The sequence below is a fragment of the Bradyrhizobium sp. AZCC 1577 genome (assembly GCF_036924575.1).
Classification (GTDB): domain Bacteria; phylum Pseudomonadota; class Alphaproteobacteria; order Rhizobiales; family Xanthobacteraceae; genus Bradyrhizobium.
This window is the reverse complement of record NZ_JAZHRQ010000001.1, coordinates 4,323,983-4,336,288: the sequence shown is the minus strand read 5'-3', so window position 1 is coordinate 4,336,288 and position 12,306 is coordinate 4,323,983. Positions and strand designations below refer to the sequence as shown.

Sequence of the window (12,306 nt, the reverse complement as noted above, 5' to 3'; positions counted from 1 at the left end):
ATCTCATTGTTACGTTGACGACATGCCGGCGGCCAGGCGCTCGGCGTAGTCGATGGCCTCGATCAGGCTGTGCTCGTTGGCGATACCCTGGCCTGCGATGTCGAAGGCCGTGCCGTGATCGACGGAGGTGCGGATGATCGGAAGGCCTAGCGTGATGTTGACGCCGGAAAGCTCCTGCCAGCGACCGGTCGCGGGATCGACCTGGAAGCCGAGCAGTTTTACCGGAATGTGCCCCTGGTCGTGATACATCGCGACCGCCGCATCGAATTGGCCGGCGCGCAGCTTGACGAAGATGGTGTCGCCCGGCACCGGGCCGACGACGTCGAGTCCATCGGCAACCGCCCTGGCGATGGTCGGCGCCGAGACGTCGATATCCTGCCGTCCGAACAACCCGCCCTCACCGGCATGCGGATTGAGCGCTGCGATGGCGATCTTCGGATGCGCGATACCGAGCCGGAGCAGCGCGTCGTTGGTGAGATCAATCACCTGGCGAAGCCGCTCCGGGGTCAATCGCTTAGGCACGTCCTCCAGCGCCACATGTGTCGAGACGTGGCTGACGCGCATGTTGCCATGGGCGAGCAGCATCACAGAACCGCGCACGCCGGTGAGATGGGCCAGCATCTCGGTGTGTCCGGGATAGTGATAGCCTGCCTTGTTGAGCGCTTCCTTGTTCAGCGGCGCCGTGACGATAGCCGCGGTTCGGCCGGCCTGCGTCAGCCGCACGCCCTGCTCGACCGCTTTGAACGCAAAGCGGCCGCCATCGGCACTCAGCACGCCCGGATGGATCGGCGCGCCCTCAGCGTCGGCCTGCAGAAAGCTGAGATTGGGCCAATCGCCGTCTTCGGCGCTCACCTGCGGTATCGCGACGTCGGTACCGAGCGTGGCCTTTGCTCCCTCCAACGCAGCTCCGCTGCCGATGATTAGAAGGCGCAGATCGCCCCTCGCGATCCTGTCCTGCAATCCGATGCAAGCCTTGACGATAATTTCCGGCCCGATCCCGGCCGGATCGCCCATGGTAATCGCGAGATGGCGAGAGGTCATGTCGGTTTTCCTGTGCTGAGCAACTGATTGGCATGGAGCAGATCGCGCCATAGCTCCCTTGTACCAAACGCTCCGGATTTGGAGATCACGTCAACGCCAGCCCAACGGCCGCCCTGCAGGGTCGAGCGCGGCAGGCCCGGCACGAGGCGGCCTGCGACCCGCAACGCCTGCGCACCGAGAGCGATGCAAACCGCTTTCAAGGTCTCGCCGCCGGCCACGACCAGCGTGCCGGGAGGATCAAGCGCTGCAATCAATGCGGTCATTTCACGCGCGATCCGCCGGGCCGCCTCCGCGCGCGAAAGGCCCTCGGAAAGCGAGAACTTCACCAGCGCCACGCCGTCATCGGCAAGCTTGCGGTGTACCCGTACCGCACCTCCGGCCTCGGCTTCGGCAAGGGTGACGGTGGCTTCTCCGCATGCCTCAAGCTGGGATGCGGTGACGATCTGATCGGAGCCAAACAATCCGAGCACTGGCTTCTTCAAGCGCCGAGATGCGCCAGCGTGGCTGCCGCGCGCTAACGCACCGGCCAGTCCGCCGCTCCCGCACCACAGGACGGGCGCAGCAAGCTGGCGGCCCATTTCGACCACACGATCGAGATCCTGTTCGCTCTCGGCATCGAAGACCTGAACGCCACCCTGCGACAGCGCCTCGAACCGGCCTCGCCGGGCGTGGATGTTCTCCGCTTGGAGTTGTGCCAGAAGATTCGCGCCGACCGGATGCCAGTCGCCCTGCGACGTGCGGGCGAGTTGCTGACCGTCGCAAGTGCGGCGTCCCTGGTACTCAAAGGCCGGTGCAACGACGCAGGAGGCCCAATGGCCGGTGCGCAAGCAGGCGCCGAGTTCGGCAGCCCACGCTCCGCGCAACAGGCTGTCGACCTTCTTGTAGGCAATCGTGCCGTCACACAGCAGCGGCGCCAGCCGTCCGACGATCTCGACGCCCTCTGCCTTTGCGAGCTCGCGCGTTCCGCTGTCGATCGCAAGACTTTCCGGCACGGACGTCGAGAGCACCTTTCCCCAGGTTACGTCGAGCGGCCCGCACAATCCGACGAACTCGGCCGCGGTGTCGAGCGCGCCGGTGAGGTCGTCGGCAAGAAGGCGCACGCTGGTCATCGTCATGCCGCTCCAGCGCTGCAAGTCGCAAGGCGCTCGCTCGCGAATATCTTGTCTGGATTCATCAGGCCGTTCGGGTCGAGCAGTTGCTTGATGCCGCGCATCAAGTCGATGTCGAGCGGATCAGCCACCCGTGCGAGCCGGCCGCGATTGGTGATGCCGATGCCGTGCTCGGCGCTGATGGCGCCGCCCTGCGCCGCAGTTTCGTCGTCTACGATCTCGTTGATCTGCGTTACCAGCGCGGCCGTCGCGTGAGGATCGCGGCAGCGATCACGGTCGATCAGGGCGATCACGTGAATATTGCCGTCGCCGATATGGCCATGCATCACCACACGCGCATGGGGAACGGCCGCCATGATCCTGGCTTCGACATTGGCGACGAACGCGGCCTGTCGCTCCAGCGGAACCACGCTGTCGTGCGAGACTACATATCCGCTCCGCTTGTTGCCTTCGGACACGCCGTGCCGCACCGCCCAAATCGCCTTCGCCTGGGCAAGGCTGGAGGCTAGCACGGCGTCCTCGGCCAGTCCCGCCTCCATCGCATCAGAAAGCACGGCGGCTAATGGCTCGTTGAGATCGATCCCGGCCAGCGTGTCGGTCAGTTCGACGATCAGGTACCACGGCGTCGTGAGTTCGAAGGGAATGGTGACATGGGGCACGGTCGCGGCGATCGCCTCGATCTGGCTGCGCGACATGATTTCGAGGCTACCGAGCCGATCGCCGACGGCGCCGCGCAGGCGCTGCATGATCTGCAGGGCCTGGTCGACGTTCTGTAGTTTGAGCAGCGCCAAAGCCGAGCTGCGCGGCGGCGCAAACAGCTTCAGCACCGCCGCGGTGACGATGCCGAGTGTCCCCTCCGCGCCGATGAAGAGCTGCTTGAGCGCGTAGCCGGTGTTGTCCTTGCGCAGCGCGCGCAGGCCATTGAAAATGCGTCCGTCCGGCAGCACCACTTCCAGCCCGAGCACCAGATCCCGCATCGGTCCATAGCGCAGCACCGCCGTGCCGCCGGCATTGGTCGAGATATTGCCGCCGATCTGGCACGAGCCCTCGGCGCCGCGGCTCAACGGAAAATGACGGTCCACAGCCGCGGCCGCAGCCTGCACCTCGGCGAGGATACAGCCGGCCTCCACCGTAATCGTATTGGCGAGCGGGCTGACGTCACGCACGTGCCGCATGCGGTCGAGGCGGATCACGACATTGTATGCGCCATCATCCGGTGTGGCGGCGCCGCACATGCCGGTGTTGCCGCCTTGCGGGACGATCGAGAGCCGCTTGTCGGCACAATAGCGGACAACCGTCGCGACCTCGGCGGTCGAGCCGGGCTTGACGACTGCAACGGCACGGCCGCGGTAGCGTCCGCGCCAATCCACCACATAGGGCGCCTGATCAGGTACGGAATCGATGACATAATTGTCGCCGACGATCGCCGCCAATCCAGCAAGCACATTTTGGAAGGATCCGGTCATCCGATCGTCTCGTCGCCCACTCGCGCTAGACGCTGGCGGCGGCAAACGCGCCGGCGTCGGCAAGCAACTCTTTCAACTGCGGAGCCGGCAGCGACTCCAGCGGCGGTCGCAGGCGTTGCCACCCGGCATGGCCGGTGTGCTGCGCAACCAATGCCTTCAGCGATGCCATCTGCGCAAAACGTGAGACGAGCTCGCGCGCCTTCACGATTCGCGCCTGCGCCACCGCAAGCCCGGCGTCATCGTCGCTATCGCGGAAGTGCCGATAGACATAGGCAAGATCGCGCGCGACGAGATTGGAGGTTGCGGTGATGCAGCCCGCGCCGCCCCTGCGCAGCAGCGGCAGGAGCAGCGGATCCGCGCCGGCCAGCACCGCAAAACCCGGAAAGCGCTCGACCATTGCGGTCATGTTGGCGAAGTCGCCGGAGGAATCCTTGATGCCGACAAAGGTCGTCGGATAGGCCGCGCGCAGCCGCCCAATCAGCGCATGCGAGATCGGCTGCATCGACATCTGGGGAATATGATAGAGCACGATCTTGAGCCGCGCATCGCCAAGCCGCTGCACGACTTCGCTGTAGGATGCATAGACACCGTCATCGGTGACGCCCTTGTAATAGAATGGCGGCAGCATCACCACCGTATCGACGCCGACCGAGAGCGCGTGGCGCGTCAGCACAATCGTATCGGTGAGCGCCGCGACTCCGGTTCCGGGCAGCAGCCGGTTCGGCGCGATGCCGTCCCGCACGACCGCCTCAAGCAGCGCGATGCGCTCGGCGACCGAGAAGGAGTTGGCTTCGCCGGTGGTGCCGAGCATCGCGATGCCATCGCAGCCCTCGCTCAGGAGATAGCGGCAATGCGCAACGAACCGTGCGTGGTCGGGTGCGAGTTCAGCGTCGAGCGGCGTCAGCGCCGCGCAGAACACGCCATGAGGATGCAGGGATGCTGTCGACAAAGATCCTCCGATCGCCCGAATCCCGTTGTTCGGAATGCGAACATTTGTTATGTAACTTGCACTCTCCTAGAACTGGACCGCCGCCGCCGTCAAGGGGAGGCGACCGTCGTTCTTGCAAGCGGGCATTGACGAGATGGCCAAGACATCCAAGCGCGCGCCGACCACCGCGCCGAAAAATCCAAAGAACCACGTCGCATCCGTCGGCAAGGCCTTCGCTGTTCTGCAGAGTTTTTCGAGCGACGCCTTCGAGCTGACGCTCAGCGAGATTGCCGCGCGCGCCGATCTCGATCGCGGCACCGCGTTCCGTCTGATCCAGACGCTGAGGGAGCTTGGTTATCTCCATCCCGTTCCGCAGAGCCGTCGGTTCAGGCTCGGCGTCGCGTGTCTCGATCTCGGCTACACGGTGCTGTCAGGGGGAACGCTGCGCGCTTTGACCGAGCCGTTGCTGCGCGACCTCGTGCCATCAGTGAGCGATGCAGCGTCGCTCGGCGCGTTGGACGGGGGGGACGTGATCTATCTCGCGCGCGTCGGCACGGGCCTCGACCGGCACAAGATGGACCGTCGGCCCGGCACGCGAATTCCGGCTTACAGCGCCGCGCTCGGCCACGTCATGCTGGCGCATCTGCCGCGGGACGAGCAGATCCGCCGGCTGGAATTGCGGCCACGCATCAAATTGTCGGAAAAAACCCTGACGGATATCGATGCCCTGCTCGACCGGCTTGACCTGGTCAGGCAGCAGGGCCACGCGATCTCCGACGGCGAAAACGCTTACGGTCTTCGCACGCTGGCAGCGCCGATCTTCGACGCGCGAGGTTCGGTGACTGCCGGCTTGAGCGTCACGGTCGATGCGACGCGCATGGACATGACCGCCTTCCGCGACCAAGCCCTGCCCCAACTGATACGTGTCGCGGCGGTCGTGCAGGACCTCGCGATCAAATCCGGCCTATCGAACTAGTGCTTCAGCCCGCCTTGCGCAGCCGCGCTCTTCGCTAGGTCGCCGGCACCTGGCGATGCGAAGCTGCGCGCCCCGCGGTCTTGCGCCGCCACTTCTCGAGCGACAGCGGCAGTTCTTCCGCCGCCTCGACCCGGTTACGGCCGCCGCGCTTGGCCTGATAGAGCGCGGTATCGGCTGCCGCCAGCAACACTTCGAGTTCCGTCCCCGCCGGCCCGCCGGCGACGCCGATGCTGACGGTGGTGTCGACCGGTCCCTCCTCGCAGACGATGTTGGATGCCTCGAACGCCTCGCGCACGCGCTCGGCCACGATCACGCCCTCTTCCAGCGGACACGCCAACAATGCCGCGAACTCCTCCCCGCCGATGCGCCCCGACAGATCGCTGATGCGCAAATTGCTGACCACGACAGTGGAGAACAATTTGAGAATCTCGTCGCCCGCGGGATGGCCGAAGCGGTCGTTGATGCTTTTGAAATGGTCGATGTCGAAAATCACCACCGTCACCGGCCGCCCCGCGGCGGCCTCGCGTTCGATCACGCGGTTACAGGCTTCCGAAAAGCCGCGGCGGTTCAACATTCCGCTCAAGGGATCGACCGAGGCTGCGGTCTTGTGCACCGTCACGGCGCGGTCGGACACCAGCATGAAGATCACGAACACGGTGCCGATCGCATACAAGATCAGTTCGATGGAGAACGCCGTCACCCAGATGCTGCTGGCGAAAGTTTCGTCATGCGGACGCAGCAAGCTGCCGAGCAGGATCGGCAACGCCAGCACGCAACCATGCACAACGGGTACGGCAATGGTCGGCCAGCGCCTTTGCATGGTCCGCCGTCGTTCGCTCCACAATTCGGAAGCCGTCAGTCCCGCATAGATCGCGACGATCACCGCACCGATGATCAGCCGCATGGCGGGATTCAAGGACGGCACCGCCAGCACCACGCCGACCCAGACGACCGCGCCCAGCAAAAGCCCCGTTAGATTAGGCTTGCGGCCATGGAATACGCGCGCGGCGTTCCAGACCATGCCACAAGCCGCGAAGCCGACCGCATGCAACGCGAGCAATAGCGGCTCGCCGAGCTTGGCGCCGCCAATGGTCCAGACCGCCACCGAGGCCGCACCAAGCAGATAGGCCGTTCCCCACCACTTCAAAGCCGGGATGTTTTCCTGCTTGCCGAACAGCACCAGCATGGCCCCGAGCATGCCTGCAACCATCGTGGCAAATAAATATAGCGTGGAAGTATCGAACGACATGGGCTCACCCGAACGCGTGTGATGCAACTTGTTCGGCGCACACTGAAAATGCAATTTCGCGCCATCGCGTCAGGGAACACTAGGAGGGCCGTGTTCCAATTTCGTTTGTGCAGGTAAGCAACTTTTCACGAAAATCCGTGGTAACCCATCACTAAATAGTAAGCAAAAAGGGCGCCGATCGGCGCCCTCTTTTTCGTCCGGTGAATGCAGCAATCCGCTGCAAATTTTAGCGAAGCAATTAGCGCTTCGAGAACTGGAACGACTTGCGCGCTTTGGCCCGGCCGTACTTCTTGCGCTCCACGGTGCGGGAGTCGCGGGTCAGGAAGCCGCCCTTCTTCAGCACGCCGCGCAGGTCGGGCTCGAAGTTGGTCAGCGCCTTCGAGATGCCGTGACGCACGGCACCCGCCTGGCCCGACAGACCGCCGCCGGCGACCGTGCAGATGACATCGTACTGGCCGGCACGCGCGGCCGCGACCAGCGGCTGCTGGATCAGCATGCGCAGCACCGGACGGGCGAAGTAAATCTCGACTTCGCGGGTGTTGACTGTGATCTTGCCGGCGCCCGGCTTGATCCAGACGCGGGCGACCGCATCCTTGCGCTTGCCGGTGGCGTAGGCGCGGCCGTATTTGTCGACCTTCTTGACGTATTTCGGCGCTTCCGGAGCGGCCGTCTTCAACGACGCCAATTGGTCGAGCGACTGCATGGTATCCGACATCTTATGCGGCCCTCATGTTCTTGCGGTTCATCGAAGCGATATCAACCTTCTCGGGCTGCTGGGCTTCATGCGGATGTTCGGCGCCGGGGTAGACGCGCAGATTCCCCATCTGCACGCGTCCGAGCGGACCGCGCGGGATCATTCGCTCGATGGCCTTCTCGACCACGCGCTCGGGGAACCGGCCCTCGAGGACCTGTTTCGCGGTGCGCTCCTTGATGCCGCCGATGAAGCCGGTGTGCTTGTAGTAGACCTTGTTGTCGCGCTTGCGACCGGTCAGCACCACATGCGCCGCGTTGATGATGATGACGTTGTCACCGCAATCGACATGCGGGGTATAGGTGGGCAGATGTTTGCCGCGCAGGCGCATTGCGACGAGGGTGGCGAGACGGCCGACCACCAGACCTTTGGCGTCGATCAAGACCCACTTCTTCGTCACCTCGGCGGGCTTTGCCGAATAGGTTTTCATGTGAGGAAATCCGTGAAAATGGAAATCGGCGCCAGATGCGCCGAACTGGCGGGTTTCTAGAGAACGGCGCGCTGTCAGTCAACGCCATTGTTCGCAGATTACATCAATGAAAACAATTACTTAAAAATATGGTGCAATACTACCGTTCAAAAGCCTATGTGTTTGGAATGGAATAGGTCGCCGTCACATGAGCGATCGGATCGGGCGACGAGCCTGACAGCAGGTTGACCTCGCCAACCGCCAGCCGCTTGCCGAGTTTCAGCAGGCGCGCCGCGGCCAGCACGTCCTGTCCCGGCAGGCCCTTGCGCAGGAAATTGATATTGAGATTGGTCGTTACCGCGAGCCCTACCGGGCCGATCGCCGAGAGCAGCACCACATACATCGCGAAATCGGCCATCGCCATCAGGGTCGGCCCCGACACGGTGCCACCGGGACGCAGCATGCGCTCGTCAAAGCGCCGCCGCAGCAGGCAGGTCTCGCCGTCGGCGCTCTCGATGGTGATATCGCCATCGCTGAAGGCTTGCGGAAATTCCTCGCGGAGGAACCTTTCCAGCTCAGCCACGCTCATTTTCGCTGCCGCCATGCCACCCCTGCCCCTCGATTATGACTGCCTGTTACATTACGTTGTCATCAAAGCCAAAATGAAAATCTTGGAGTGGAAACCTCAGAGATGACCGCCCAAACTGCTCGCGCACCCACGCCGCAACCTCCGATCCTGCTGCAGGAAAATATCGGCAGCATCCGGGTGCTCACGCTCAACCGGCCGGCGGCGCGCAACAGCCTGTCGGAGAGCCTGATCGCCGAGCTGCACGGCGCGCTGAAGGAAGTCCACGACGACAACAGCGTGCGCGCCGTCGTCATCGCGGCCAACGGTCCGGCGTTCTCCGCGGGCCATGATATGAAGGAACTGACTGCACGCCGCAGCGATGCCGATCGCGGGCGCGCCTATTTCGGGCAGATCATGAACGCCTGCAGCGCGATGATGCAGGCTGTCGTGCACCTGCCGAAGCCCGTCGTCGCCGCCGTGCAGGGCATCGCGACCGCCGCTGGCTGCCAATTGGTGGCGAGCTGCGATCTCGCGGTCGCCTCCGAGGCGGCAGGCTTCGCGACCCCCGGCGTCGATATCGGCCTGTTCTGCTCGACCCCCATGGTGGCGCTGTCGCGCAACGTCCCGCGCAAGCAGGCGATGGAGATGCTGCTCACAGGTGAACCGATCTCGGCGACGACGGCGAAGAATATCGGCCTCATCAACCGCGTCGTTGCCGCCGGCACCGAGCGCGATGCGGCGATCGCGCTGGCGCAGAAAGTCGCGCTCAAATCCGCCTATACCGTCAAGCTCGGCAAGGAGGCTTTCTATCGCCAGGCCGAAATGAGCCTCGCCGAGGCCTATCGCTATGCGGCCGAAGTGATGACCGAGAACATGATGGCGCGCGACGCCGAGGAAGGCATCGGCGCCTTCATCGAGAAGCGTGAGCCGAAGTGGCAGGATAAGTGAGCCGTCATTGCGAGGAGCGAAGCGACGAAGCAATCCATCGCGCGGCATAACGGATAGATGGATTGCTTCGTGGAGCCTGTCATCGGGCGGCGCTTCGCGCCGACCCGTTGGCTCGCAATGACGCAAGAGGATAGAATGAACCACGACACTTACGACGACAATTACATCCGCGGCATCCTCAACTCCGTGAAATCGATCGCGATGGTCGGTGCCTCGCCGGTCAATGTGCGGCCGAGCTACTTCGCGTTCAAATATCTGGCGCAGCGTGGCTACGACATGATTCCGGTTAACCCCGGCCATGTCGGAAAAAACCTGCTCGACAAGCCTTTTGTCGCCTCGCTGTCCGATATCGGCCGTCCCGTCGACATGATCGACATCTTTCGCAGCTCCAGCCACATCATGCCTGTCGTCGACGAGGCCCTGACATTGTCGCCGTTGCCAAAAGTGATCTGGATGCAGCTCGGCGCGCGCGACGACGCGGCTGCCGCAAAAGCCGAGGCCGCCGGCATCAAGGTGGTGATGAACCGCTGCCCGAAGATCGAGTATGGTCGGCTGTCGTCGGAGATTTCATGGATGGGCGTCAATTCGCGCACGCTGAGCTCGAAGCGCGCGCCGATCCCGACGCAGGGCATGCGGCTGTCGCTGAACCGGATGAGCGTCGGCGGCGGGGCAACGGCAGCATCGGATCGCGCCGCAAAGAACAAAGGCGAGCCGACGTGAAGCAATGAGAAACAATTATTTCGAAGACGCGGCCTGACGAAGCAGACCCGTTTCCAATCCGCCGCATGAGAACGCTTCGCCTTGACGGCGGACGCGGCTGCGATCAGCATCCTCAACGCATTTCAAGCAAGCCAGAAAACAGGACGAAGAAGAATGACCGACCGTCTCCCGGGATTTTCGACCCTTGCCGTGCATGCCGGCGCGCAGCCCGATCCCACCACCGGCGCGCGGGTGACGCCGATCTATCAAACCACGTCCTTCGTATTCAATGATGCCGACCATGCCGCCTCGCTGTTCGGGCTGCAGGCGTTCGGCAATATTTATACCCGCATCGGCAATCCCACGACCGCCGTGCTGGAAGAGCGCATTGCGGCGCTGGAAGGCGGCACCGCAGCGCTTGCGGTTGCCTCGGGACATGCCGCGCAAGTCGTCGTGCTGCAGCAATTGCTGATGCCGGGCGACGAATTCATCGCCGCGCGAAAACTCTATGGCGGCTCGATCAACCAGTTCACGCATGCGTTCAAGAGCTTTGGCTGGAACGTGGCGTGGGCCGACCCCGACGATATCGGCAGTTTCGAGCGCGCGGTGACGCCGCGCACCAAGGCGATCTTCATAGAATCGATCGCCAACCCCGCCGGCAGCATCACCGACATCGAGGCGATCGCGGAGGTGGCCCGCAAGGCCGGCGTGCCGCTGATCGTCGACAACACGCTGGCAACGCCATATTTGATCCGCCCGATCGATCACGGCGCCGACATCGTCGTGCACTCGCTGACGAAATTCTTGGGCGGCCACGGCAATTCGCTCGGCGGCGTCATCGTCGATGCCGGCACCTTCGACTGGTCGAAGGACAACAAGTATCCGATGCTCAACGAGCCGCGGCCGGAATATCACGGCATCAGGATACAGGAGACGTTTGGCAATTTCGCCTTCGCGATCGCCTGCCGCGTGTTGGGTCTGCGCGATCTCGGCCCCGCGCTGTCGCCGTTCAACGCCTTCATGATCCTGACCGGCATCGAGACGCTGCCGCTGCGCATGCAGAAGCATTGCGAGAATGCCAAGGCGGTCGCGGAATTTCTGGCCGGCCATCCCGCGGTGGCATCGGTGAACTATGCGGGCCTCGCCAGCGACAGGTACAACAAGCTCGCGCGCAAATACGCGCCGAAGGGCGCCGGTGCCGTATTCACCTTCAGCCTCAGGGGCGGCTACGACGCCGGCGTCAGCCTGGTGTCGAACCTGAAATTGTTCTCGCATCTGGCCAATGTCGGCGACACCCGCTCGCTGGTGATTCACCCGGCCTCGACCACGCACAGCCAGCTCGACGACGACGCCAAGGTGAGAAGCGGCGCGGGGCCTGATGTCGTGCGCCTGTCGATCGGCATCGAGGACAAGGAGGATCTGATCGCGGATCTGGAGCAGGCGCTGAGCGCGTGATACCGCCGTCATTGCGAGGAGCTCGCGACAAAATTGCAAAGCAATTTTGCGCTGAAGCGACAAAGCAATCCATTGTATCCCCGAGCGGAGAGATGGATTGCCTCGCTGCGCTCGCAATGACGGAGCGGGCAGTCAGTCGCCCGATCGTCTACCCCAACCCGCCGTAACAAGCCTCTCATTAAAGGTCATTCCGGCATAAAGTGGCGGGGACCCGCCCCCGAACGATTCGGAGCCAACCATGCTGCGCTGGACGATGTCATTGCTGATTGCGACGTTCGTGATCGGAACCGCTGTCGCCGCCGACGGCCCCGCCGCCACCAAGCGCGCCACGGTTCGTGCCGCCAGCAATTTGCCGCCGGGCCTACCCCGGGCGCATTACAATTACCGAACCACGGTCGCCCCTGCCGCACCGCTCTACGTGCGGCGCGGCCGCCAACTGGTGGTCGTCGCCGAAGACGAGCCCGAAGTGCTGATCAAGCCGGTGGGCGTGATGCCCTACGTGCCGCTGGTCAGGGGTACGCCATTGCTGCCCGGGTCGTCGACGCTGCCCGGATATTACGGAACGAGCCATTCCTACAGCTATGACGGCCCTTATTATGGCGGCTCCTATACACCCTACTGGGCTCGCCTGCCCTACGCCTGCGGCGTGTACGGATATTGCTAACGGCCCATCAGCGACGGAGACGGACAACAGAGGTGGCAGGGGC

General features: G+C 63.6%; 13 protein-coding genes. 5 read left to right on the top strand and 8 right to left on the bottom strand.

Annotation, left to right across the window (positions count from 1 at the left end; genetic code table 11):
• Positions 1 to 9: 9 nt before the first annotated feature.
• Genes pdxA through V1278_RS20485 form a run of 4 tightly spaced genes read right to left on the bottom strand, consistent with a single transcriptional unit; the run spans position 10 to position 4,565 of the window.
• Positions 10 to 1,041, bottom strand: a complete 1,032-nt coding sequence (pdxA, locus tag V1278_RS20500) for a 4-hydroxythreonine-4-phosphate dehydrogenase PdxA (protein WP_334382035.1) — start codon at positions 1,039 to 1,041, stop codon at positions 10 to 12.
• Entirely contained in the window at positions 1,038 to 2,150 is a 1,113-nt protein-coding gene (locus tag V1278_RS20495) for a four-carbon acid sugar kinase family protein (protein WP_334384221.1), read from the bottom strand. The genes pdxA and V1278_RS20495 overlap by 4 nt, the downstream gene beginning before the upstream one ends.
• A gap of 2 nt (positions 2,151 to 2,152) precedes the next feature.
• A complete protein-coding gene (locus tag V1278_RS20490; RefSeq protein WP_334382034.1) occupies positions 2,153 to 3,616 on the bottom strand; it encodes an FAD-binding oxidoreductase in 1,464 nt (487 codons plus the stop codon).
• 25 nt (positions 3,617 to 3,641) lie between these two features.
• A complete protein-coding gene (locus V1278_RS20485) occupies positions 3,642 to 4,565 on the bottom strand; it encodes a dihydrodipicolinate synthase family protein (protein WP_334382033.1) in 924 nt (307 codons plus the stop codon).
• A gap of 133 nt (positions 4,566 to 4,698) precedes the next feature.
• On the opposite strand from V1278_RS20485, the gene V1278_RS20480 reads away from it, so the two are divergent.
• Positions 4,699 to 5,520 (top strand): IclR family transcriptional regulator, encoded by an 822-nt coding sequence (locus V1278_RS20480; RefSeq protein ID WP_334382032.1) that lies wholly within the window; start codon positions 4,699 to 4,701, stop codon positions 5,518 to 5,520.
• Positions 5,521 to 5,554: 34 nt separating this feature from the next.
• Here V1278_RS20480 and V1278_RS20475 read toward each other — a convergent pair whose 3' ends face one another.
• The 4 genes from V1278_RS20475 to V1278_RS20460 form a co-directional block, all read right to left on the bottom strand.
• Positions 5,555 to 6,769: a GGDEF domain-containing protein gene (locus tag V1278_RS20475; protein WP_334382031.1), complete on the bottom strand. Its 1,215-nt coding sequence runs from the start codon at positions 6,767 to 6,769 to the stop codon at positions 5,555 to 5,557.
• 238 nt (positions 6,770 to 7,007) lie between these two features.
• Entirely contained in the window at positions 7,008 to 7,484 is a 477-nt protein-coding gene (gene rpsI / locus V1278_RS20470; protein ID WP_028345743.1) for a 30S ribosomal protein S9, read from the bottom strand.
• A 1-nt stretch (position 7,485) separates the two neighbouring features.
• The gene (gene rplM / locus V1278_RS20465; RefSeq protein ID WP_028345742.1) at positions 7,486 to 7,950 is read right to left on the bottom strand and encodes a 50S ribosomal protein L13; all 465 of its coding nucleotides are present in this window, start codon (positions 7,948 to 7,950) and stop codon (positions 7,486 to 7,488) included.
• A gap of 154 nt (positions 7,951 to 8,104) precedes the next feature.
• The gene (locus V1278_RS20460; RefSeq protein WP_334382030.1) at positions 8,105 to 8,533 is read right to left on the bottom strand and encodes a PaaI family thioesterase; all 429 of its coding nucleotides are present in this window, start codon (positions 8,531 to 8,533) and stop codon (positions 8,105 to 8,107) included.
• 87 nt (positions 8,534 to 8,620) lie between these two features.
• On the opposite strand from V1278_RS20460, the gene V1278_RS20455 reads away from it, so the two are divergent.
• From V1278_RS20455 to V1278_RS20440, 4 genes are all read left to right on the top strand, one after another.
• On the top strand, positions 8,621 to 9,445 hold the full coding sequence (locus tag V1278_RS20455; RefSeq protein ID WP_334382029.1) for an enoyl-CoA hydratase: 825 nt from the start codon (positions 8,621 to 8,623) through the stop codon (positions 9,443 to 9,445).
• Between the two features lie 135 nt (positions 9,446 to 9,580).
• Complete coding sequence (locus tag V1278_RS20450; RefSeq protein WP_334382028.1) at positions 9,581 to 10,165, top strand: CoA-binding protein; 585 nt, start codon at positions 9,581 to 9,583, stop codon at positions 10,163 to 10,165.
• Between the two features lie 153 nt (positions 10,166 to 10,318).
• Positions 10,319 to 11,599, top strand: coding sequence for an O-acetylhomoserine aminocarboxypropyltransferase (locus tag V1278_RS20445; RefSeq protein ID WP_057844256.1), 1,281 nt, complete (start codon positions 10,319 to 10,321; stop codon positions 11,597 to 11,599).
• Between the two features lie 238 nt (positions 11,600 to 11,837).
• Entirely contained in the window at positions 11,838 to 12,263 is a 426-nt protein-coding gene (locus V1278_RS20440; RefSeq protein ID WP_334382027.1) for a hypothetical protein, read from the top strand.
• Positions 12,264 to 12,306: the final 43 nt, after the last annotated feature.

What these genes read in the sequence shown, in the direction of transcription:
- pdxA (WP_334382035.1), bottom strand. Translation starts at nt 1,041, where the DNA reads ATGACCTCTCGCCATCTCGCGATTACCATGGGCGATCCGGCCGGGATC.
- V1278_RS20495 (WP_334384221.1), bottom strand. Translation starts at nt 2,150, where the DNA reads ATGACCAGCGTGCGCCTTCTTGCCGACGACCTCACCGGCGCGCTCGAC.
- V1278_RS20490 (WP_334382034.1), bottom strand. Translation starts at nt 3,616, where the DNA reads ATGACCGGATCCTTCCAAAATGTGCTTGCTGGATTGGCGGCGATCGTC.
- V1278_RS20480 (WP_334382032.1), top strand. Translation starts at nt 4,699, where the DNA reads ATGGCCAAGACATCCAAGCGCGCGCCGACCACCGCGCCGAAAAATCCA.
- V1278_RS20475 (WP_334382031.1), bottom strand. Translation starts at nt 6,769, where the DNA reads ATGTCGTTCGATACTTCCACGCTATATTTATTTGCCACGATGGTTGCA.
- rpsI (WP_028345743.1), bottom strand. Translation starts at nt 7,484, where the DNA reads ATGTCGGATACCATGCAGTCGCTCGACCAATTGGCGTCGTTGAAGACG.
- rplM (WP_028345742.1), bottom strand. Translation starts at nt 7,950, where the DNA reads ATGAAAACCTATTCGGCAAAGCCCGCCGAGGTGACGAAGAAGTGGGTC.
- V1278_RS20460 (WP_334382030.1), bottom strand. Translation starts at nt 8,533, where the DNA reads ATGGCGGCAGCGAAAATGAGCGTGGCTGAGCTGGAAAGGTTCCTCCGC.
- V1278_RS20455 (WP_334382029.1), top strand. Translation starts at nt 8,621, where the DNA reads ATGACCGCCCAAACTGCTCGCGCACCCACGCCGCAACCTCCGATCCTG.
- V1278_RS20450 (WP_334382028.1), top strand. Translation starts at nt 9,581, where the DNA reads ATGAACCACGACACTTACGACGACAATTACATCCGCGGCATCCTCAAC.
- V1278_RS20445 (WP_057844256.1), top strand. Translation starts at nt 10,319, where the DNA reads ATGACCGACCGTCTCCCGGGATTTTCGACCCTTGCCGTGCATGCCGGC.
- V1278_RS20440 (WP_334382027.1), top strand. Translation starts at nt 11,838, where the DNA reads ATGCTGCGCTGGACGATGTCATTGCTGATTGCGACGTTCGTGATCGGA.